At 64.5% G+C, this 21448-nt stretch carries 22 protein-coding genes and 1 pseudogene; 13 read left to right on the top strand and 10 right to left on the bottom strand.

Features of this window, described 5'->3' with window-relative positions:
• Positions 1 to 4 precede the first annotated feature (4 nt).
• Positions 5 to 1555, top strand: coding sequence for a phospholipase D family protein (locus AC25M7_RS03415; protein ID WP_486970724.1), 1551 nt, complete (start codon positions 5 to 7; stop codon positions 1553 to 1555).
• 69 nt (positions 1556 to 1624) lie between these two features.
• Here AC25M7_RS03415 and AC25M7_RS03410 read toward each other — a convergent pair whose 3' ends face one another.
• On the bottom strand, positions 1625 to 2764 hold the full coding sequence (locus AC25M7_RS03410) for an MFS transporter (protein WP_069015975.1): 1140 nt from the start codon (positions 2762 to 2764) through the stop codon (positions 1625 to 1627).
• Positions 2765 to 2897: 133 nt separating this feature from the next.
• Entirely contained in the window at positions 2898 to 4391 is a 1494-nt protein-coding gene (locus AC25M7_RS03405) for an aldehyde dehydrogenase (RefSeq protein ID WP_197866852.1), read from the bottom strand.
• Between the two features lie 196 nt (positions 4392 to 4587).
• Between AC25M7_RS03405 and AC25M7_RS03400 the strand changes: the two genes are divergently transcribed.
• Positions 4588 to 4947 carry a cupin domain-containing protein gene (locus AC25M7_RS03400; protein ID WP_486970723.1) on the top strand — a complete coding sequence of 120 codons (360 nt, stop codon included), beginning with the start codon at positions 4588 to 4590 and terminating at the stop codon, positions 4945 to 4947.
• Between the two features lie 85 nt (positions 4948 to 5032).
• On the opposite strand, the gene rpmG is transcribed toward AC25M7_RS03400, so the two are convergent.
• Both rpmG and rpmB read right to left on the bottom strand, forming a co-directional pair.
• Positions 5033 to 5188 (bottom strand): 50S ribosomal protein L33, encoded by a 156-nt coding sequence (gene rpmG, locus AC25M7_RS03395; RefSeq protein ID WP_003253507.1) that lies wholly within the window; start codon positions 5186 to 5188, stop codon positions 5033 to 5035.
• 10 nt (positions 5189 to 5198) lie between these two features.
• Positions 5199 to 5435, bottom strand: coding sequence for a 50S ribosomal protein L28 (rpmB, locus tag AC25M7_RS03390; RefSeq protein ID WP_003258972.1), 237 nt, complete (start codon positions 5433 to 5435; stop codon positions 5199 to 5201).
• A 371-nt stretch (positions 5436 to 5806) separates the two neighbouring features.
• On the opposite strand from rpmB, the gene AC25M7_RS03385 reads away from it, so the two are divergent.
• The gene (locus AC25M7_RS03385) at positions 5807 to 7396 is read left to right on the top strand and encodes an ABC transporter substrate-binding protein (protein ID WP_028689933.1); all 1590 of its coding nucleotides are present in this window, start codon (positions 5807 to 5809) and stop codon (positions 7394 to 7396) included.
• Between the two features lie 72 nt (positions 7397 to 7468).
• On the opposite strand, the gene radC is transcribed toward AC25M7_RS03385, so the two are convergent.
• Complete coding sequence (gene radC, locus AC25M7_RS03380; RefSeq protein ID WP_028689934.1) at positions 7469 to 8149, bottom strand: RadC family protein; 681 nt, start codon at positions 8147 to 8149, stop codon at positions 7469 to 7471.
• Between the two features lie 127 nt (positions 8150 to 8276).
• On the opposite strand from radC, the gene coaBC reads away from it, so the two are divergent.
• The 7 genes and pseudogenes from coaBC to AC25M7_RS03345 all read left to right on the top strand — a co-directional run bounded on the left by coaBC (position 8277) and on the right by AC25M7_RS03345 (position 14335).
• Positions 8277 to 9488 (top strand): bifunctional phosphopantothenoylcysteine decarboxylase/phosphopantothenate--cysteine ligase CoaBC, encoded by a 1212-nt coding sequence (gene coaBC / locus AC25M7_RS03375; RefSeq protein ID WP_028689935.1) that lies wholly within the window; start codon positions 8277 to 8279, stop codon positions 9486 to 9488.
• Positions 9489 to 9493: 5 nt separating this feature from the next.
• Positions 9494 to 9949, top strand: a complete 456-nt coding sequence (dut, locus tag AC25M7_RS03370) for a dUTP diphosphatase (RefSeq protein ID WP_028689936.1) — start codon at positions 9494 to 9496, stop codon at positions 9947 to 9949.
• Between the two features lie 134 nt (positions 9950 to 10083).
• Positions 10084 to 11457 (top strand): annotated as a pseudogene (locus AC25M7_RS03365) (phosphomannomutase/phosphoglucomutase); the annotation flags it as partial.
• Positions 11458 to 11487: 30 nt separating this feature from the next.
• Positions 11488 to 12393 carry an acetylglutamate kinase gene (argB, locus tag AC25M7_RS03360; protein WP_028689938.1) on the top strand — a complete coding sequence of 302 codons (906 nt, stop codon included), beginning with the start codon at positions 11488 to 11490 and terminating at the stop codon, positions 12391 to 12393.
• Positions 12394 to 12599: 206 nt separating this feature from the next.
• A complete protein-coding gene (locus AC25M7_RS03355; RefSeq protein ID WP_028689939.1) occupies positions 12600 to 13280 on the top strand; it encodes a CsgG/HfaB family protein in 681 nt (226 codons plus the stop codon).
• 30 nt (positions 13281 to 13310) lie between these two features.
• Positions 13311 to 13679: a DUF4810 domain-containing protein gene (locus AC25M7_RS03350; protein WP_028689940.1), complete on the top strand. Its 369-nt coding sequence runs from the start codon at positions 13311 to 13313 to the stop codon at positions 13677 to 13679.
• Complete coding sequence (locus AC25M7_RS03345) at positions 13676 to 14335, top strand: DUF799 domain-containing protein (protein WP_028689941.1); 660 nt, start codon at positions 13676 to 13678, stop codon at positions 14333 to 14335. Before AC25M7_RS03350 ends, AC25M7_RS03345 begins: the two co-directional genes overlap by 4 nt.
• 149 nt (positions 14336 to 14484) lie before the next feature.
• Here AC25M7_RS03345 and pyrE read toward each other — a convergent pair whose 3' ends face one another.
• A complete protein-coding gene (gene pyrE, locus AC25M7_RS03340; RefSeq protein WP_011536401.1) occupies positions 14485 to 15126 on the bottom strand; it encodes an orotate phosphoribosyltransferase in 642 nt (213 codons plus the stop codon).
• An 80-nt stretch (positions 15127 to 15206) separates the two neighbouring features.
• Between pyrE and AC25M7_RS03335 the strand changes: the two genes are divergently transcribed.
• The gene (locus AC25M7_RS03335) at positions 15207 to 15986 is read left to right on the top strand and encodes an exodeoxyribonuclease III (protein ID WP_028689942.1); all 780 of its coding nucleotides are present in this window, start codon (positions 15207 to 15209) and stop codon (positions 15984 to 15986) included.
• Between the two features lie 48 nt (positions 15987 to 16034).
• Here AC25M7_RS03335 and AC25M7_RS03330 read toward each other — a convergent pair whose 3' ends face one another.
• Together AC25M7_RS03330 and rph are read right to left on the bottom strand one after the other, a co-directional pair.
• On the bottom strand, positions 16035 to 16403 hold the full coding sequence (locus AC25M7_RS03330; protein ID WP_028689943.1) for a DUF4870 domain-containing protein: 369 nt from the start codon (positions 16401 to 16403) through the stop codon (positions 16035 to 16037).
• A gap of 24 nt (positions 16404 to 16427) precedes the next feature.
• Entirely contained in the window at positions 16428 to 17150 is a 723-nt protein-coding gene (gene rph, locus AC25M7_RS03325; RefSeq protein WP_009681991.1) for a ribonuclease PH, read from the bottom strand.
• A gap of 224 nt (positions 17151 to 17374) precedes the next feature.
• On the opposite strand from rph, the gene AC25M7_RS03320 reads away from it, so the two are divergent.
• Both AC25M7_RS03320 and gmk read left to right on the top strand, forming a co-directional pair.
• Positions 17375 to 18238: a YicC/YloC family endoribonuclease gene (locus AC25M7_RS03320; protein ID WP_028689944.1), complete on the top strand. Its 864-nt coding sequence runs from the start codon at positions 17375 to 17377 to the stop codon at positions 18236 to 18238.
• 13 nt (positions 18239 to 18251) lie between these two features.
• Positions 18252 to 18872, top strand: coding sequence for a guanylate kinase (gmk, locus tag AC25M7_RS03315; RefSeq protein WP_028689945.1), 621 nt, complete (start codon positions 18252 to 18254; stop codon positions 18870 to 18872).
• A 145-nt stretch (positions 18873 to 19017) separates the two neighbouring features.
• Here the strand turns inward: gmk and AC25M7_RS03310 are convergent, their stop codons facing one another.
• Positions 19018 to 20559, bottom strand: coding sequence for an APC family permease (locus AC25M7_RS03310; RefSeq protein WP_062360116.1), 1542 nt, complete (start codon positions 20557 to 20559; stop codon positions 19018 to 19020).
• Positions 20560 to 20671: 112 nt separating this feature from the next.
• Complete coding sequence (locus AC25M7_RS03305; protein ID WP_028689947.1) at positions 20672 to 21445, bottom strand: gamma-glutamyl-gamma-aminobutyrate hydrolase family protein; 774 nt, start codon at positions 21443 to 21445, stop codon at positions 20672 to 20674.
• Positions 21446 to 21448 lie beyond the last annotated feature (3 nt).

The following is a 21448-nucleotide window of genomic DNA, read 5'->3' as shown; positions in this document are numbered from 1 at the left end:
ACCCTTGAGACTCCAGCGAGCTTTGCCTCTGCTGTTGGTGCTGCAGCTCGGCCTGACGGGCTGTGCCAGCGTCGGTACGCCCCGTGAAGTCAGCCAGGCCCTGCCGGCCGGCGATTCGGCGTTCGGCCGCTCGGTACAGCGCCAGGCCGCCCCCTACGAGGGGCGTTCGGGCTTTCGCCTGCTGCCCAACAGCAACGAAGCGTTCCGCGCCCGCGCCGAACTGATCCGCAACGCCCGGACAAGCATCGACCTGCAGTACTACATCGTCCACGACGGCCTCAGCACCCGCGCCCTGGTCCACGAACTGCTGCGCGCCGCCGACCGCGGCGTGCGCGTGCGCATACTGCTGGACGACACCACCAGCGACGGCCTGGACAACCTGATGGGTACCCTCGCCGCCCATCCGAACATTCACATCCGCGTGTTCAACCCATTGCACCTGGGCCGCAGTACTGGGGCTACCCGCGCCGTGGGGCGGCTGTTCAACCTGTCGCGCCAGCACCGGCGGATGCACAACAAGCTGTTCCTGGTGGACAACAGCATGGCCATCGTCGGCGGTCGTAACCTGGGCGACGAGTACTTCGACGCCGAGCCCAACCTCAACTTCACCGACATCGACCTGCTGGGCGTGGGCCCGGTGGCCGAGCAGCTCGGCCACAGCTTCGACCAGTACTGGAACAGCGCCCTGAGCCGCCCCATCGGCGATTTCCTCTGGCGCCAGCCTGATGCCGACGACCTGTTCGCCAGCCGCCAGCGCCTGGAAGTATCGCTGGCCGAGGCACGAATCAAGCGCAAGGCACTGTACGACCGCCTGATGGCCTATCAGTCGCAGCCGCGCCTGGACGTGTGGCGCAACGAACTGATCTGGGCCCACAGCCAGGCCTTGTGGGATGCACCGAGCAAGGTGCTTGCGGACAACGAACCAGATCCCCGATTGCTGATGAGCCGGCAGCTGGCCCCGGAGCTGAACGGCGTGCACAAGGAGCTGATCCTGGTCTCGGCCTATTTCGTGCCCGGCGAACCGGGGCTGCTGTACCTGACCAGCCGCGCCGACGCCGGCACCTCGGTCAAGCTGCTGACCAACTCCCTTGAAGCCACCGACGTACCGGCCGTGCACGGTGGCTACGCGCCCTACCGTCGCGCCCTGCTCAAACATGGCGTGCAACTGTACGAGCTGCGCCGCCAGCCCGGCGCCCCACGGCCGCGCCTGGGCTTGCATGGCAGCTCCGATTCCAGCCTGCACAGCAAGGCCATGGTGTTCGACCGCCGCAAGACCTTCATCGGTTCGTTCAACTTCGACCCACGCTCGGTGCTGTGGAACACCGAAGTCGGGGTGCTGGTGGACAGCCCGGAGCTGGCCGAATACACCCGCGATCTGGCCGTGCAGGGCATGGCGCCCGCGCTGAGCTACGAGGTGAAGCTGGTGGACGGGAAACTGGCCTGGGCGACCGAGGACAATGGCCAGGGGCATATGCTGGTGACCGAGCCCGGAGGGGTATGGCGACGCTTCAACGCCTGGATCAGCAAGGCGGTCGGGCTGGAGAAGATGTTGTAGAACGCATCGCGGGGCAAGCCCGCTCCCACGCCGGTCGTGGGAGCGGGCTTGCCCCGCAATTGCTATCGGTCAGGCCGACGCCGGCTCGAAGGCATCCCGCCGCCGGGTCAGCACCACCAACCCCGCCGCCCCCACCGCCATCAGCAACGGCAGCGCGTGTCCACTGATCCACTGGCTCCCCGCCCCGGCCAGCAACGGCCCGAGCAGGCAACCAATGCCCCACAGCTGCGCCACATGGGCGTTGGCCCGCACCAGTTCGTCATCCCGGTAGCGCTCGCCGATGAGCACCAGCGACAGGGTGAACAAGCCACCCGCACTGGCACCGAACAACACCCACAGCGGCCAGATGACCGGTGTGTGCAACAGCAAGGGGATCGCCAAGCTGGAAACCAGCAAGGTCAGCGCGCAGCCACTGAACAGCGTGCGCCGCGACATGCGATCGGCCAGGGCGCCAATCGGCAATTGCAGCACCGCGTCGCCCACCACCACGGTGCTGACCATGAACAACGCCACCTCCGTGGTGAACCCTTGCTGCAGGCAATACACCGGCAGCAGCGTCAGGATCATCGCCTCGAACGCCGCGAACAGCGCGATGGCCCAGGCGATCACCGGCAGGCGTCGGCAGAAGCCGAACAGGTCGCTGAAGGTCACGCTGCACGCCTCGGTGGTCGGCGCCCCTCCCCGGCCCAGCAAAATCAAAGGCGCAACCAGCAGCAGACCGGTCGCCGCCCAGAAACCGAAGTCGTCATCCGAGCCGAGAAAGCCCAGCACCAGCGGCCCGGCCAGCTGGCTCAGGGCATAGCTGCTGCCATACAGCGCCACCAGCCGTCCGCGCCATTGCTCGACCACCAGTTGGTTGATCCAGCTTTCGCCGAGGATGAACACCACGGTCAGCGACATGCCGATCATCAGGCGCAGCAGCAGCCACAAGGGGTAGCTGGGCAGCAGCGCGACCAGGGCAATGGACGCCGCGCCGCCCCACAAGCACAGGCGCATCGCTGCAGGCACACCGACCCAACCGGCCAGGCGGCTGGCCACCGCGGCCCCCACCAGCACGCCCAGCGCCGGCATCGCTGCCATCACACCGATGGCGAACCCGCCGTAGCCCCAGCCCTCCAAGCGCAAGGACACCAGCGGCATGCTCACGCCGAGGGCGAGCCCGACACTGAGCACCGACGCCAGGACGGCAAAGTAGGTTCCCCAACGCATCACAGCCTCCTTTGAGCGCAAATCGTATATGACAGAGACGACAAAGCCGGGACGGCGTGAACCGGCCCGGCTGTCTGCGGCTCATCGCGGGGCAAGCCCGCCCCCACGAGCCCCACGATGAAACGTTACTGGATTACAGCTTGATCCAGGTCGCCTTCAACTCGGTGTATTTCTCCAACGCGTGCAGCGACTTGTCACGGCCGTTGCCCGACTGCTTGAAGCCGCCGAACGGCGCGGTCATGTCGCCGCCGTCGTACTGATTGACCCAGACGCTGCCGGCGCGCACGGCGCGGGCGGTCTTGTGGGCCTTGGAGATGTCCGCGGTCCAGATGCCGGCGGCCAGGCCATACGGCGTGTCGTTGGCGATGGCGATGGCTTCCTCGGCGGTGTCGAAGGTGATCACCGACAGCACCGGGCCGAAGATCTCTTCCTTGGCGATCTTCATGGCGTTGGTCACGCCGTCGAAGATGGTCGGCTCGACATAGGTGCCACCGGTCTCTTCGAGGATGCGCTTGCCACCGGCCAGCAGCTTGGCGCCGTCCTGGTGACCGGCATCGATGTACGACAGCACGGTGTTCATCTGCTGGGTATCGACCAGCGCGCCGACGGTGGTCGCCGGGTCCAGCGGGTTGCCCGGCTTCCAGGCCTTGAGGGCCTCGACCACCATGGGCAGGAACTTGTCCTTGATCGAACGCTCGACCAGCAGGCGCGAACCCGCGGTGCAGACTTCGCCCTGGTTGAAGGCGATGGCGCTGGCGGCGGCCTCGGCGGCAGCCTGCAGGTCAGGGGCGTCGGCGAAGACGATGTTCGGGCTCTTGCCGCCGGCTTCCAGCCAGACGCGCTTCATGTTCGACTCGCCCGCGTAGACCATCAACTGCTTGGCGATCTTGGTGGAGCCGGTGAACACCAGGGTGTCCACGTCCATGTGCAGGGCCAGGGCCTTGCCCACGGTGTGGCCGTAGCCTGGCAGCACGTTCAGCACGCCCGCCGGGATACCGGCCTCGATGGCCAGCTGGGCGATGCGAATGGCGGTCAGCGGCGACTTTTCCGATGGTTTCAGGACGATGGAGTTACCGGTGGCCAGGGCCGGGCCCAGCTTCCAGCAGGCCATCAGCAGCGGGAAGTTCCACGGCACGATGGCACCGACCACACCCACTGGCTCACGGGTCACCAAGCCCAATTGATCATGCGGGGTCGGGGCGACTTCGTCGTAGACTTTGTCGATGGCTTCGGCAGTCCAGTGGATGGCTTGGGCCGCGCCCGGAATGTCGATCGAGAAGGAGTCACTGATCGGCTTGCCCATGTCGAGGGTTTCGAGCAGGGCCAACTCCTCGACGTGCTTGCGCAGCAGGTCGGCGAAGCGGATCAGCTTGGCCTTGCGCTTGGACGGGGCCAGGCGCGACCAGACACCGGATTCGAACACGGCGCGGGCGTTATCGACAGCGCGGTTGGCGTCGGCCAGGTCGCAGCTGGCGACCTTGGCCAGGAAGCGTCCGTCCACCGGGCTCAGGCAGTCGAAGGTTTCACCGGAGGCGGCATCGGTGTATTCGCCGTTGATGAAGGCTCGGCCTTCGATCTTCAGTTGCTGGGCACGCTGTTCCCAGTCCGCACGAGTCAGGGTGGTCATAGGAAACTCCTCTCTTGTTAAGGTGCAACGCCGCACTGAGGACTCACGGGCGCTGTCAGAAATTCTGGCCGGGCGACGAACGCACACCGGCATCCGACACCCTAAACCAGGGCGGACAAACTATCAATATATTTGACACGAATGGCCTAAAAGCCTACTGATGTGCATTTTATTAAACAACAACAGGGTAACAACCATGAGCATCGCCAGTATCGTCGACTTCGCCCAAGTTCTCACCGAGGCCGAACGCTACCGCCCGGCGGCGGAGAAAATCCTTAAGGGCGAGCCTGACCAGGCTGTCTACAACCATTATTCCAGCCCTTGCGGCCAGTTCGCCGCCGGGGTCTGGGAAGGCGAGGTGGGCCAGTGGACAGTGAACTACACCGAACACGAGTACTGCGAAATCGTCCAGGGTGTTTCGGTGCTGCGCGACCAGGAAGGCAACGCCAAGACCCTGCGTACCGGTGATCGGTTCGTTATCCCGGCCGGCTTCAAGGGCACCTGGGAAGTGCTGGAGCCGTGCCGCAAGATCTATGTGGTGTTCGAGCAGAAGTAAGCCCGATCGCGGGGCAAGCCGCTTTCAAACAGGCATAAAAAAACCCGCCACCTTACGGTAGCGGGTTTTTCAGGTCGCAGATCAATTACTTGATCTTGGCTTCCTTGTACACCACGTGCTTGCGGACGACCGGATCGTATTTCTTGATCTCGATCTTGTCCGGGGTGGTGCGCTTGTTCTTGTCGGTGGTGTAGAAGTGGCCGGTGCCGGCACTCGAAACCAGACGGATCAATTCACGCATGACGTTCTCCTTAGAACTTTTCGCCGCGAGCGCGCAGCTCGGCCAGCACTACGTCGATACCACGCTTGTCAATGACGCGCATGCCTTTGGCGGATACGCGCAGACGCACGAAACGCTTCTCGGACTCAACCCAGAAACGGTGGTGCTGCAGGTTCGGCAGGAAACGACGACGGGTTTTGTTGTTTGCGTGGGAAATGTTGTTCCCGGTTACTGGACCCTTACCAGTAACTTGACAGACTCTCGACATGACTCAGCCCTCTAAAACCACATGCCCAACCCGGCATGGGTTGGCCGCTTAATCTCTCAGTCTTTGGCGCCAGGCGCCGTGATTCTGGAGGTCTTATCAACCGTATTCGCTGACGCGACAGGCCGAGCCCCTAGAAAAGAGCGCTGCTTTATACCAGAAAGACTCTGCCACAACAACAGAAGATGAGTATTCCGGTCAGGCCGAGCGCGCCCGGGCAGCATAACGACTGGGGCGGGAAGCTGTCGACCGCCCGTCGCCGAATTAATGCGAAAGGGTGTGGTCATTTGCCCATGTCCGCACTAGGGTAGGACATTTCCTGAATTTTCCAGACTGCACCGGCAGATGGGCCACCGACCAGCCAAGGAGTCACCATGCGTGCCGCCGCCCTTTCCCTCCTGTTCACCACCCTGTGCGCCGCCGGCCTGGCCCAGGCAGCGCCGTTGTCGGTGTGCACCGAAGCCAGCCCGGAGGGCTTCGACGTGGTGCAGTACAACTCGCTGACCACCACCAATGCTTCGGCCGATGTGCTGATGAACCGTCTGGTCGAGTTCGATGCCGGCCTCGGCAAGGTGGTGCCGAGCCTGGCCGAAAGCTGGACGGTGTCAGCCGATGGCCTGATCTACGACTTCAAGCTGCGCCAGGGCGTGCGGTTCCACACCACGCCGTTCTTCAAGCCGAGCCGCGACCTGGACGCCGACGACGTGCTGTTCAGCTTCCAGCGCATGCTCTATCCGGCCCACGCCTGGCACAAGACCGCCCCGGGCGGCTACCCGCATGCCCAGTCGCTGCAGCTGGGGAGCCTGATCAAGGCGATCGACGCACCCGACCCGCAAACCGTGCGCTTCACCCTGACCCACGCCGACGCCACCTTCCTGGCCACCCTGAGCATGGGCTTCGCCTCGATCTATTCGGCCGAGTACGCCGACAAGCTGCTCAAGGCCGGCACACCGGACAAGCTCAACAGCCAGCCGGTGGGTACCGGGCCGTTTGTCTTCCAACGCTTCCAGAAGGACGCCGTGGTGCGCTACCGCGCCAACCCCGACTACTTCGCCGGCAAGCCGTCCGTCGATCCGCTGATCTACGCCATCACCCCGGACGCCAACGTGCGCCTGCAGAAGCTCAAGCGCGGCGAGTGCCAGGTGGCCCTGTCGCCCAAACCACTGGACATTGCCGAAGCCGGCAAGGACGGCAACCTGAAGGTGGCGACCACCCCGGCGTTCATGACCGCCTTCGTCGCCATCAACAGCCAGCACCCGCCGCTGGACAAGCCCGAGGTGCGCCAGGCGATCAACCTGGCCTTCGACAAGCCCGCCTACCTGAAAGCGGTGTTCGAAGACACCGCCACCGCCGCCAACGGCCCCTATCCGCCAAATACCTGGAGCTACGCCAAGGACCTGCCCGGCTATGCCATGGACCAGAAGAAGGCCAAGGCGCTGCTGGCCAAGGCCGGCCTGGCCAAGGGCTTCGAGACCACGATCTGGACCCGCCCGGCGGGCAGCCTGCTCAACCCCAACCCCAGCCTCGGCGCACAGATGCTCCAGGCGGACCTGGCCAAGGTCGGCATCAAGGCCGAGATCCGCACCATCGAATGGGGCGAGTTGATCCGCCGCGCCAAGGCCGGCGAACACGACCTGCTGTTCATGGGCTGGGCCGGCGACAACGGCGACCCGGACAACTTCCTCAGCCCGCAGTTTGCCTGCGCGGCGGTCAAGTCCGGGACCAACTTCGCGCGCTTCTGCGACAGCCGCCTGGACCAGTTGATCAATGCCGGGCGCACCACCAACGACCAGAGCGTGCGCAGCCGCCTGTACCAGCAGGCGCAGACGCTGATCCAGCAGCAGGCGCTGTGGCTGCCGCTGGCGCATCCCACGGCGGCCGCACTGCTCCACAAAGGGGTCGAGGGTTATCAGGTAAGCCCGTTCGGGCGGCAGGACTTCAGCAAGGTCTCCGTCGACCGTTGAGGCCTAATCACAGGGCAAGTCGCACTGCCGCTCCCACGCACACATCGTGAGAGCGGGCTTGCCCCATGAGGATCAGCCCCCCAACCACCCATGTTCAAGCATCGAAAACGGTTCACCATCGCCGACGATGACATGATCCGTCACCCGCACATCGATCAGCGCCAGCGAGCGCTTGAGCATCAGCGTCAGATGCACGTCATCCTGGCTTGGCTCGCAATTGCCCGACGGATGGTTGTGGCAGAGGATCAGCGCCGCCGCGTTGTGCAGCAAGGACCGGCGCACGACCTCGCGTGGATAGATGCTCGCGCGGTCGATAGTGCCGCGGAACAGTATCTCGAACGCCAGCGGTCGGTGCTTGGTGTCCAGGAACAGGCAGCCAAACACCTCGCTGGACTCGTGCCGCAGCATGGATTTCAGATAACGCCTCACCGACGCCGGGCTCTCCAGGGCCGACGCACGCTCGATGTGTTCGTCCAGATAGCGCCTGCCGATCTCAAGCAATGCCTGCAATTGTGCATACTTAACCGGTCCCAGGCCTGGCTCACGCAGCACCTTGGCTCGTTCCGCCTCGAGGAGCTGCCTGAGCCCGCCGAACTTCGCCAGCAGGCCACGGGCGAGGTCGAGCACATTGCGCCCGGCAACCCCCGAGCCCAGCAGCACGGCCAGCAATTCCGCGTCCGAAAGGATCGACGCCCCACGCTGCAACAGTTTTTCCCTCGGCCGTTCCTCAGCCGGCCACTCCCTGATGTTCATTTCCCCTCCTCGCCTGCCACTACGGCCCATTTGGGCGCTGTGTTAATCTAGTTCGCTTCGAAAATGCGACGATCTGCCGCAGGCAGCTATCGTCGCCGCCCGCTTTCACTGGAATAAGGCAAGGCCTATGCAGCGGTTGTATCGCAAGCGCATCGTTCTCGGCGTGGGTGGCGGCATCGCCGCCTACAAGAGCGCCGAGCTGATTCGCCGACTCCTGGAACACGGCGCGCAGGTGCGCGTGGTCATGACCCGTGGTGGCGCCGAGTTCATCACCCCGCTCACGCTGCAAGCACTGTCAGGCCACCCGGTGCACATGGACCTGCTCGACCCCGCCGCCGAAGCGGCCATGGGCCATATCGAGCTGGCCAAGTGGGCCGACCTGGTGCTGATCGCCCCGGCCACCGCCGACCTGATGGCGCGCATGGCCCAGGGCATGGCCGACGACCTGCTGACCACCCTGGTGCTGGCCACCGATGCAACCGTGGCCGTCGCCCCGGCGATGAACCAGGCCATGTGGCGCGACCCGGCCACGCAGGCCAACCTCGAGCTGCTCAAAAGTCGCGGCATCCAGGTGTTCGGCCCGGCCTCCGGCAGCCAGGCCTGTGGCGACGTCGGCCTGGGCCGCATGCTTGAGGCCACGGACCTGGCCTGGTGCGCCGCCGAGAGCTTCAAGCGCCAGGCCCTGACCGGCAAGCACGTGCTGATCACCGCTGGGCCGACGCAAGAGAACATCGACCCGGTGCGCTACATCACCAATCATAGTTCAGGGAAGATGGGCTTCGCCCTGGCCGAGGCCGCCGCCGAAGCCGGGGCCCGGGTGACCCTCGTCACCGGCCCCGTACACCTGCAGACGCCCGACCGGGTCACCCGCATCGACGTGGTGAGCGCGCGGGACATGCTCGCGGCCTGCGAGGCGGCCATGCCCTGCGACCTGTTCATCGCCTCGGCTGCGGTCGCGGACTACCGTCCGGAAGTCGTCGCCCCACAGAAGCTCAAGAAGGATCCCACCACAGGCGACGGCATGCTGCTGCAGATGGTGCGCAATCCCGATATCCTTGCGACCATTGCCGGCCGGCCTGATCGCCCGTTCAGCGTGGGCTTCGCCGCCGAGACCGAGCACCTGCTCGACTACGCCACGCGCAAGCTCAAGGACAAGAACCTCGACCTGATTGTCGCCAATGATGTGGCCAACCCCAGCATCGGCTTCAACAGCGAGGAGAACGCCCTGACCGTGATCGACCGCCAGCAGCACCAGACCCTCTTCGCGCAGACCAGCAAGGGCAAGATCGCCCGCCAGCTGGTTGCCTTCATCGCCGAACGGCTCAACCAGGTTCAATAAGTTACATGCACGCTCTTCAAGCCAAGATACTCGACCCACGCCTGGGCACCGAATTCCCCCTGCCGCAATACGCCACCCCCGGCTCCGCCGGCCTGGACCTGCGCGCCCTGCTCAAGGAGGACACCGTCCTCGAGCCGGGCCAGACCCTGCTGATCCCCACCGGCCTGTCGGTGTACATCGGCGACCCGGGCCTGGCGGCCATGATCCTGCCACGCTCGGGCCTGGGCCATAAGCACGGCATCGTGCTCGGCAACCTGGTCGGCCTGATCGACTCGGACTACCAGGGCGAGCTGATGGTCTCCTGCTGGAACCGCGGCAACACGCCGTTCACCCTCACCGTCGGCGAACGCATCGCCCAGCTGATCCTGGTGCCGGTGGTGCAGGCGCACTTCGACATCGTCGAGCAGTTCGACGAGACCCAGCGCGGTACCGGCGGCTTCGGCCACTCCGGCACCCGCTGAGCCGACAGCAGACCGCTCGGGCCATGGATGGCGAACTCTCTGGCGAAACCGCCGTCCAAGCGTTCAGTTTGCGCTTGCCCAGAAGCCTTTGACTTATGGAGTCCCCAGAGATGAACGACATGGCCCAGCTGGTCCCCGCACTGCCCGACAGCATCTTCCGCGCCTATGACATCCGGGGCGTGGTCGGCAAGACCTTGCATGCCGAGACCGCCTACTGGATCGGTCGCGCCATCGGCGCCCAGACCCTCGCCCAGGGCGAGCCACAGATTTCGGTCGGCCGTGATGGCCGCCTGTCCGGCCCGATGCTGGTCGAGCAACTGATCAAGGGCCTGGCTGACGCCGGTTGCCAGGTCAGCGATGTCGGCCTGGTGCCGACCCCAGCGCTGTACTTCGCCGCCAACGTGCTGGCCGGCAAGTCGGGGGTGATGCTCACCGGCAGTCACAACCCGTCGGACTACAACGGTTTCAAGATCGTCATCGCCGGCGACACCCTGGCCAACGAACAGATCCAGGCCTTGCTGACGCGCCTGAAGACCAACGACCTGACCCGCGGCGAAGGCCGTGTGGAAAAGGTCGAGATCCTCGACCGCTACTTCCAGCAGATCACCGCCGACGTGAAGCTGGCCAAGCGCCTGAAAGTGGTGGTCGACTGCGGCAACGGTGCCGCCGGCGTAGTCGCCCCGCAACTGATCGAGGCCCTGGGCTGCGATGTCATCCCGCTGTTCTGCGAGGTCGACGGCCACTTCCCCAACCACCACCCTGACCCGGGCAAGCCCGAGAACCTGGAAGACCTGATCGCCAAGGTCAAGGAAACCGGTGCCGACATCGGCCTGGCCTTCGACGGTGACGGCGACCGCGTCGGCGTGGTGACCAACACCGGCAGCATCGTCTACCCCGACCGCCTGCTGATGCTGTTCGCCCAGGACGTGCTGTCGCGCAACCCGGGCGCCGAGATCATCTTCGACGTCAAATGCACCCGCCGCCTGACCCCGCTGATCGAGCAGCACGGTGGCCGTGCGCTGATGTGGAAGACCGGCCACTCGCTGATCAAGAAGAAGATGAAACAGACCGGCTCGCTGCTGGCCGGCGAGATGAGCGGACACATCTTCATCAAGGAACGCTGGTACGGTTTCGACGACGGCATCTACAGCGCCGCGCGCCTGCTGGAGATTCTCAGCAAGGCCGGGCAGGACGCCGAAAGCCTGTTCGCCGCGTTCCCCAATGATATTTCCACGCCGGAAATCAACATTGATGTGACCGACGAGGGTAAATTCAGCATCATTGATGCACTGCAACGCGACGCCGACTGGGGCGAAGCCAACCTGACCACCATCGACGGTGTGCGGGTCGACTATCCCCACGGCTGGGGCCTGGTCCGCGCCTCCAACACCACGCCGGTGCTGGTGCTGCGCTTCGAGGCCGACAGCGCGGCAGAGCTCGACCGAATCAAGGCTGTATTCCGCACGCAGTTGCTGCGGGTCCAACCCGGCCTGCAACTGCCGTTCTGACGACTTTACGTTCCTTACCTGGAGCCCTGCATGACCCTCGATCGCGATGCCGCTTCCCATGTAGCCGAGGTTTTGTCCGAAGCACTGCCTTACATCCGCCGCTTCGTCGGCAAGACCCTGGTGATCAAGTACGGCGGCAACGCGATGGAAAGCGAGGAGCTCAAGACCGGCTTCGCCCGTGACATCGTGCTGATGAAGGCCGTGGGCATCAACCCGGTGGTGGTGCACGGTGGCGGGCCGCAGATCGGCGACCTGCTCAAGCGCCTGTCGATCGACAGCCACTTCATCGATGGCATGCGCGTCACCGACGCGGCGACCATGGATGTGGTGGAGATGGTCCTGGGCGGCCAGGTGAACAAGGACATCGTCAACCTGATCAACCGCCACGGTGGCAGCGCCATCGGCCTGACCGGCAAGGACGCGGAGCTGATCCGCGCCAAGAAGCTGACCGTCACCCGCCAGACGCCGGAAATGACCACCCCGGAAATCATCGACATCGGCCATGTCGGCGAGGTCGTGAGCGTCAACACCGACCTGCTGAACATGCTGGTCAAGGGCGACTTCATTCCGGTGATCGCACCAATCGGCGTGGGCGCCAACGGCGAGTCCTATAACATCAACGCCGACCTGGTGGCGGGCAAGGTGGCCGAGGCATTGAAGGCCGAGAAGCTGATGCTGCTGACCAACATCGCCGGCCTGATGGACAAGCAGGGCGAGGTCCTCACCGGGCTGACCACCGAGCAGGTCAACGAGCTGATTGCCGACGGCACCATCTACGGCGGCATGCTGCCGAAGATCAAATGCGCGCTGGACGCGGTCCAGGGCGGCGTCAACAGCTCGCACATCATCGACGGCCGCGTGCCGAATGCGGTGCTGCTGGAGATCTTCACCGACAGCGGCGTGGGCACCCTGATCACCAACCGCAAACCACGCTGATCCCGCTGTAATCCTATCGCGGGGCAGGCCCGCTCCCTGGAGGGAGCAGGCCTGCCCCGCGATGCTTTAACCCCCGCCCACGCAAATAGATGGCTTATAGCCACCAACCTTTGTGTTTGACCATAAAGATTCCCGGTAGACTGCCGAAACAACGTGACAGTATGCTCGTTCGTTGCGAATAGTTTCTATTTACCTGGAGATCACGCGTGAAATACGCATCACAAGGACTCGTGCTGGCAGCCGCCCTGGCTGTCGGGTCCATCGCCGGCTGTGCCACCGAAACCTCCACCGCTGTTGCCGTGCAACAGGTCGAAAGCGTCAACCGCCCCTACAGTGGCGTGCGCACGCCGATCGCCGTGGGCAAGTTCGACAACCGCTCCAGCTATATGCGCGGCATCTTCTCCGACGGCGTCGACCGCCTCGGCGGCCAGGCCAAGACCATCCTGATCACCCACCTGCAGCAGACCAACCGTTTCAACGTGCTGGACCGCGACAACATGGGCGAGATCCAGCAGGAGGCGGCCATCAAGGGCCAGGCCCAGCGCCTGAAGGGCGCCGACTTCGTGGTGACCGGCGACGTCACCGAGTTCGGCCGCAAGGAAGTCGGCGATCACCAGCTGTTCGGCATCCTCGGCCGCGGCAAGACCCAGATCGCCTACGCCAAGGTCGCCCTGAATATCGTCAACATCAGCACCTCCGAAGTGGTCTATTCGAGCCAGGGCGCCGGTGAATATGCCCTGTCCAACCGTGAAGTCATCGGCTTCGGCGGCACCGCCAGCTACGACTCGACCCTCAACGGCAAAGTGCTCGACCTGGCCATGCGCGAAGCCGTCAACAAGCTGGTGGGCGCAGTCGAAAGCGGCCAGTGGAAACCACAAGCGCAATAACAAGCACAACACGACAAGGAAGACCGTTCGATGAGCATCACCTACCCGGCCTGGCGCACTGTCGCCGGGCTGCTGCTGGGCAGCGTCCTGCTGGCCGGCTGCAATTCGCCCAAGACCCTGTACCAGTGGGAAAGCTACCAGCCCCAGGTGTACGGCTACCTCAAGGGTGACGCCAAGGAAGAGCAAGTCACAGCCCTGGAGCGCGACCTGGAGAAGATCAAGGCCAAGAACGGCGCCGTGCCGCCGGGCTACCACGCGCAGTTGGGCCTGCTGTACTCCAGCCTGGGCAAAGATGACCAGATGATCCAGCAGTTCCGTACCGAAAAAGCGCTGTTCCCCGAGTCGGCGGCCTACATGGACTTCCTGATGAGCAACGCCAGCAAGGGAGCCAAGCAATGATCAAGCGCCTGACCCAACTGATCGTCGGCGCCTGCGTGCTGGCCCTGTTCGCCGGCTGCGCCGAACGCAAGAGCATCGACTATTCGGCCTACAAGCAGAGCCGACCGAAGTCGATCCTGATCCTGCCGCCGCTGAACGAGTCGCCCGACGTCAAGGCCACCTACAGCATGCTGTCCCAGGTCACCTATCCGCTGGCCGAGGCCGGCTACTACGTGATGCCGGTGGCACTGGTGGATGAAACCTTCCGCCAGAACGGCCTGACCACGCCGGCCGATATCCACCAGCTGCCCACGGCCAAGCTGAACGAGATCTTCGGCGCCGACGCCGGTCTGTACGTGACCGTCAGCGACTACGGCACCCGCTATATGGTGCTGAGCAGCGCGACCATCGTCACCGCCAGCGCCAAACTGGTCGACCTGAAGACCGGTGCCACCTTATGGACCGGCAGCGCCACGGCCTCCAGCGAGGAAGGCAAGCAGAACCAGGGCGGCCTGATCGGCATGCTGGTGGCGGCGGCCATCAACCAGATCATCAGCAGCGTGCAGGATGACGCCGGCTACCCGATCGCCGGGATGACCAGCGCACGCCTGCTTACACCCTATCCGAATGGCGGGATCCTCTACGGGCCACGCTCGCCGAAGTACGGCACAGACTGACACGAGGTACAGGCGGCCCAAGGGCCGCCTTTCTTTCGCCGCTCGGAAATCTCCTTGATGCCGTGCAGGCCAGTTACCCGAACCGCCGCTGAATAACAGGCATGAAAAAGGCGACCCTAAGGTCGCCATTTTCATGAGCCGCGAGCCGGTCAGATGCCGTACTGGGCGCGGTAGGCCTCGACCGCCGGCAGGTGCTGCTTGAGCTGCGGGTCGTCAGCCAGGAACTCCAGCACCTGGGTCAGCGAGACGATGCTGACCACCGGAATGCCGAAGTCGCGTTCGACTTCCTGGATCGCCGACAGCTCGCCATTGCCGCGCTCTTCACGGTTCAGCGCGATCAGCACGCCGGCGGCCTTGGCCTGTTGGGCGTTGATGATCTGCATGACCTCGCGGATCGCGGTGCCGGCGGTAATTACATCGTCGATGATCAGCACGTCACCGGCCAGCGGGGCACCGACCAGGCTGCCGCCCTCGCCGTGATCCTTGGCCTCTTTGCGGTTGAAGCACCACGGTACGTCGAGCTGATGTTGTTCGGCCAGGGCCACGGCAGTGGCTGCCGCCAGGGGAATGCCCTTGTAGGCCGGGCCAAACAGCACATCGAAGGGGATCTTGCTGTCGACGATGGCCGCCGCGTAGCAACGCCCCAGCTGGGCCAGCGCGGAACCTGTGTTGAACAGGCCGGCATTGAAGAAGTACGGGCTGGTACGCCCCGATTTCAGGGTGAACTCACCGAAGCGCAGAACGCCGCGATCGATGGCAAAACGGATGAAGTCGCGCTGATACGGCTGCATGAAAGGTCCCGGACACCACGGATTTAGCTAAATGTGTTGAGCTCGGGTATCATACACGCACGAGATTTTTGGGGCCATTTATGCGGATCATCAGTGTGAACGTAAATGGCATTCAGGCTGCGGCCGAGCGTGGATTGCTCAGCTGGTTGCAAGCCCAGAATGCCGACGTCATCTGCCTTCAGGATACCCGCGCCTCGGCCTTTGAACTCGACGACCCAGCTTTCCAGCTCGATGGCTATTTCCTTTACGCCTGCGACGCGGAGGTGCCCACCCAAGGTGGCGTGGCACTGTACTCGCGCATGCAGCCCAAGGCAGTCATCACCGGCCTGGGCTTCGAGACAGCCGATCGCTACGGGCGTTATCTGCAAGCAGATTTCGACAAAGTCAGTATTGCCAGCCTGCTGCTGCCTTCGGGCATGCACGGCGACGAAGACCTGAACCAGAAGTTCAAGTTGATGGACGACTTCGCCAAGTACCTGGACAAGCAGCGTCGCAAACGTCGCGAATACATCTACTGCGGCTCGTTCTACGTGGCGCAGCAGAAGCTCGACATCAAGAACTGGCGCGACAGCCAGCAGTCGGTCGGTTTCCTGCCGCCGGAACGCGCCTGGATGGACGCCATCGTCGGCGACATGGGCTATGTCGACGCCCTGCGCGAAGTCAGCCGTGAAGGCGACCAGTACAGCTGGTGGCCGGACAACGAGCAGGCCGAGATGCTCAACCTGGGTTACCGGTTCGACTACCAGATCCTCACCCCAGGCCTGCGCCGCTTCGTGCGCAACGCCCGTCTGCCACGCCAGCCGCGCTTCTCCCAGCATGCGCCGCTGATCGTGGACTACGACTGGACGCTGACCATCTGAGGATGGCGCACACAAAAAAGCCGACCCATGGGGTCGGCTTTTTTGTGCCTATCTGATCGGCCGCCAGATCCAAGGATAGCGATACGGCTTCCCTTCGTTGGCCCTGACTGCCGCCAGGATGATCAGGATCAGCACCGCCACCATCAGCGCGGCGAACAGCACGATACCGATGAACACGAACATCAACAGCAAGCAGACGAAGCCGGCGAGGGTCACGCTGATCTGAAAGTTCAGCGCCTCCTTGCCCTGGGCATCGATGAACGGATCCTGCTCGCGCTTGAGGTGCCACAGCACCAGCGGGCCAAGCAGATGCCCAAGGGGCATCACCAGACCCAGCAGTGCGGACAGGTGGCAGAACATCGCCCACTGCCGGACATCGGCGCTGGGCGGGGTGATCGGCAAGTCCACATCGCTCATGTTGCGCACCTTCATGGCGTGTCGTCAGTCGGCCAGCGCGGCCTGCTGCAGTTCGAAGATCTCGGTCATGCCCTTCTGCGCCAGCGCCAGCATGGCGTTGAAGTCTTCTGGCTGGAACGGCGCGCCTTCGGCGGTGCCCTGCACTTCGATGAAGCCACCGGCACTGGTCATGACCACGTTCAGGTCGGTCTCGGCGGCGGAGTCCTCGAGGTAATCGAGGTCGAGCACGGCCTCGCCCTGGTACATGCCCACCGACACCGCGGCGATCATGTGCTTGAGCGGGTTGCCGCCCTTGAGGCCGCCACGCTTCTTGATCACCGCCAGGGCGTCGCACAGCGCGACCATGGCGCCGGTGATCGAGGCGGTGCGGGTACCGCCGTCAGCCTGGATCACATCGCAGTCGACGTACAGGGTGATGTCGCCGAGCTTGCTCATGTCCAGCGCGGCGCGCAGGGAGCGGCCGATCAGGCGCTGGATTTCGAGGGTGCGGCCGCCTTGCTTGCCGCGGCTGGCCTCACGCTGGTTACGCTCGCCGGTCGAACGCGGCAGCATGCCGTATTCGGCGGTGAGCCAGCCTTGGCCCTGACCTTTGAGGAAGCGGGGAACACCATTCTCGACGCTGACCGTGCAGATGACCTTGGTGTCACCGAACTCGACCAGTACCGATCCCTCGGCGTGCTTGGTGTAGTTGCGGGTAATGCGGATCGAGCGGAGCTGATCGGCGGCGCGACCACTTGGACGTTTCATCTGGGATACCTGTACCGGGACTTTGAATCTGCCGAGCATTATAGAGCCCGCCGCCCGCCGAAGGCACGCCTGTCGTCGTACCCGCGCAGCCTGTCACCTTTTCCGACAAGCCCGAGGAGGGTCGGTAGCATGGGCGGATTGGGCGCCCGGGCCGCACTGCGCTACAATCCTGCGCCTTGCAGCCGACAGGCTCCCCGTTCATCTGAATACGCGAGGTACTCCCCATGGTGCATAGCATGACCGCTTTTGCTCGTGTCGAGCGCGCTGGCAGCCAAGGCACCCTGGTCTGGGAGCTGCGTTCGGTCAACCACCGCTATCTCGAACCCCACCTGCGCCTGCCCGAAGCGCTGCGCGACCTTGAAGGCGCGGTACGCGAAGGCCTGCGCCAGGGCCTGTCCCGCGGCAAGGTCGAGTGCACCCTGCGCCTGAGCGAGGACAACGCCGGCAAGCCGTTGCAGGTCGACCGCGAGCGTGCCGCGCAGTTGGTCGCCGCCGCCGAGACCGTCGCCGGCCTGATCAAGCAGCCGGCACCGCTCAACCCGCTGGAAGTGCTGGCCTGGCCAGGCGTGCTGGTGGCCGACGCCAGCGATCCGCAGGCGCTCAATGCCGAAGCCGTTGCCCTGTTCGACGAGGCGCTGGCCGAACTCAAGGCGGGTCGTCAGCGTGAAGGCGCCGAGCTCGCCAGGCTGATCAACGAGCGCCTGGACAGCATGGCCGGCGAAGTCGCCACCTTGCGCACCCTCGTGCCGCAGATGCTGGCCGCGCAACGGCAGAAGGTCCTCGATCGTTTCGGCGACATGAAGGCCGAGCTAGACCCGCAGCGCCTGGAGCAGGAAATGGTCCTGCTGGCGCAGAAGAGCGATGTCGCCGAGGAGCTGGACCGCCTCAGCACCCACGTCACCGAGGTGCGCCGGGTGCTCAAGTCCGGCGGCGCCGCCGGCCGGCGCCTGGACTTCCTGATGCAGGAGCTCAACCGCGAAGCCAACACCCTTGGCTCCAAGGCCTTCGACCCACGCAGCACGCAAGCGGCGGTCAACCTGAAGGTGCTGATCGAACAGATGCGTGAACAAGTACAGAATATCGAGTAAGGCCACCCCTACCATGAATCACAGCAGCGGCACCCTCTACATCGTTTCGGCCCCGTCCGGCGCCGGCAAGACCAGCCTGGTCACGGCCCTGATCAAGGACGACGCCAACGTGCGCGTCTCGGTCTCCCACACCACCCGCGCCATGCGTCCGGGCGAGGAGCACGGGGTGAACTACCACTTCGTCGTTCATGAGGAGTTCAAGGCATTGATCGCCCAGGGCGACTTCCTCGAGCACGCCGAAGTGTTCGGCAACTTCTACGGCACGTCGCGCAGCGCGCTGCAGGAAACCCTCGACCAGGGCTACGACCTGATCCTGGAGATCGACTGGCAAGGCGCCCAGCAGGTACGCAAGCTGATGCCCGAGGCGCGTTCGATCTTCATCCTGCCGCCTAGCCAGGAGGCCTTGCGCCAACGGCTGGATGGTCGTGGCCAGGACAGTGAGGAGATCATTGCCGGACGCATGAAGGAAGCGGTCAGCGAGATGGTGCACTATGACGAGTATGAGTACGTCATCATCAATGACGACTTCGGCGTGGCGCTGGAGGAATTGAAGGCGGTGTTCGCATCGAATCGCCTGTTGCTGAAGAAACAGCAGGCGCGGCATGGTGAGTTGCTCAAGCAACTGATCGGCTGAAGACCGCCGGGGCCTCTGCGAGGCCCTATCCGACCGGTACGGCGCCCCGGCAAGGCCGCTACAGGTACGGTGCAGAGTCTGAAACTGTGCTGTACCTGTGGGAGCGGCCTTGTGTCGCGAAAGGGGCGCAAAGCGCCCCCATGCGTCAGTCCTGCAACTGAATGGTCGCCTGCTGGCGCAGGGTCGCCCCCAGGAAATACGCCGGCGCCCGCAGCCGCGACAGCATCATCAGCACGATCCCCAGTGCCGAGATGATCGCTGCGATCACGAACACCAGCCCCAGCCCGCCCACATGCGAGCCGCTGCCGAAGTCCGGCGAAGCGCTGTCGATCGCCGTGCGCACGAAGATCACCGACAGGATCACCCCACCCACCAGCGGGCAGACGCCGCGCATGAAGAAGTGACGCACGCTGTCGAACAGGCTGCGGCGGAAGTACCACACGCAAGCGAAAGCAGTCAGCGAGTAATAGAAGCAGATCATCATGCCCAGGGCGGTGATGGTGTCTGCCAGCACGTTCTCGCTCAAGGTACGCATGGTCACGTAGAACAGCGCCGCGGCAATGCCGGCACAGATGGTCGCGTAGCGCGGCGTCTGCGAGCGCGGGCAGACCGTGGCGAAGCGCTGCGGCACGGCGCCGTAGTAACCCATGGCGAGCAGGGTGCGCGCCGGCGAGACGAAGGTCGACTGCAGCGAGGCGGCGGTGCTGGCCAGCACCGCGATCGACATCAGGATTGCCAGCGGTCCCATGACCGGGCCGGCCAGGTGGGCGAACACGTTCTCCTGGATGCGTGGGTTGCCCAGGCCCAATCCATCCTCGCTGATCCCGGCGAACTGCAGGGTGGCGATGGCGGTGAGCAGATACAGGCCAAGGATCAGCAACACCGTCCAGGTGGCGGCCTTGCCCGGCACCTCTTCGCTACCGATCGACTCCTCGCTGACGGTCAGACACACGTCCCAACCCCAGAAGATGAAGATCGACAACGACAGGCCGGCCGCGAATGCCGAGAACGACTCGACGCCGAATGGGTTGAACCAGGCAAGATCGAATGCCAGCGGTGGTGGCGCCGTGGTTTCGCCGAAGGCGGCGAACGCAAAGCCGATCAACACCAGCAACTGCAAGGCCACCAGGCCGTACTGCACAGTCATGGTGGTGGCCATGCCCCGACAGCAGATCCACACCGCCAGGGCGATGAACACGCAACAGGTGGTGACGTTGACCAGCAGGTTGTCCGCCAGCGCCGCCAGCTCCTGGTTGCCGGTGATCTGGGCCAGGAACAGGTAGAAGAAGTCCACCGCCACGCCCGCCAGGTTGGACAGCACGATGGTGGTGGCGACCACCAGCCCCCAGCCGCCGATCCAGCCGATCATCGGACCGAAGGCCCGGGCCGACCAGGTGAAGGAGGTGCCGCTGTCGGGCTCGGCCGAGTTCAGCTCGCGGTAGCCCAGGGCCACCAGCAGCATCGGCAGGAAGCCGACGATGAACACCGCCGGCAGGTGGGCGCCGACTTCGCGCACGGTCGGGCCGAGTGCGCCGGTCAGGGTGTAGACCGGCGCGATGGTGGAAATGCCCAGCACGACGCTGGCCAGCAGACCGAGACGGCCCTTGGCCAGGCCCTTGCTGCGCTGGGTGTTGCCCGAGTCGGACGCCACGTCGGGTGGGCGTCCGGCTTCTGTGTATTCATTCATGAGTCTGTGCCGTAACTATTGGAATTGTTCTCACAGGCCCGCCGTAGTGGGCCCGCTTTCACTCATTGAAAGCTCGTGGTGGGGCACGGTCATCCTGGACCTTCGGCTAACGTCAGCGTGTTTCCTGACGTACACCCTCCCGAGCAGCATGGGCAATGCAAGCCTCGCGGAACGCCTCGAACAGGCGCAGCGAAACCGGGTTTTCGGCGAAACGCCATTCAGGGTGCCACTGCACGCCGACTACAAAGCCCGGCGCATCAGGCATCGACACCGCTTCGACCAGGCCATCCGGGGCCCGTGCCTCGACGCGCAGGCCCGGGGCCAGGCGGTCGATACCCTGGCTGTGCAGCGAGTTGACCTCGAACTGCGCCGCCAGGCCCAGGCGCTCGAACAACCCGCCCGCGGTGACCGCGACGGGATGACGAGGGCCGTATTGCACCTCCAGGGGTGCGTCCTCAGGTTCGCGGTGGTCCAGGTAGCCGGGCAGTTCCTGCACGCGCTGGTGCAGGGTGCCGCCAAGGGCCACGTTCAGTTCCTGGAAGCCACGGCAGATGCACAACACCGGCACACCGGCGGCAATGGCCGCCTGCAGCAGCGGCAAGGTCAGGCGATCACGTGCAAGATCGTGCCGGGTACCTTCCGCGCTGGGGGCGCCATTGTAATGATGCGGCTCGACATTTGAAGGCGAACCGGTAAAAAGAATGCCATCGAGCCGGGCCAGCAGCGCCCGGGTGTCGCTGCCGCCATCACGCGCCGGCAGGATCAGCGGCAGCCCGGCAAAGCCCGCGGCCTCGACATACTTGTCGCCCACCGTGTGCGACGAGTTCTTTCCCACCTGCTGGCGGCAGGCGCTGACACCGATCAAGGGGACCGCAAATGCGCTCATGGG

The sequence above is a fragment of the Pseudomonas sp. P106(2024) genome (assembly GCF_057480815.1).
The sequence above is the reverse complement of the archived record's forward strand: the minus strand, read 5'-3'. Positions and strand labels throughout refer to the sequence as shown.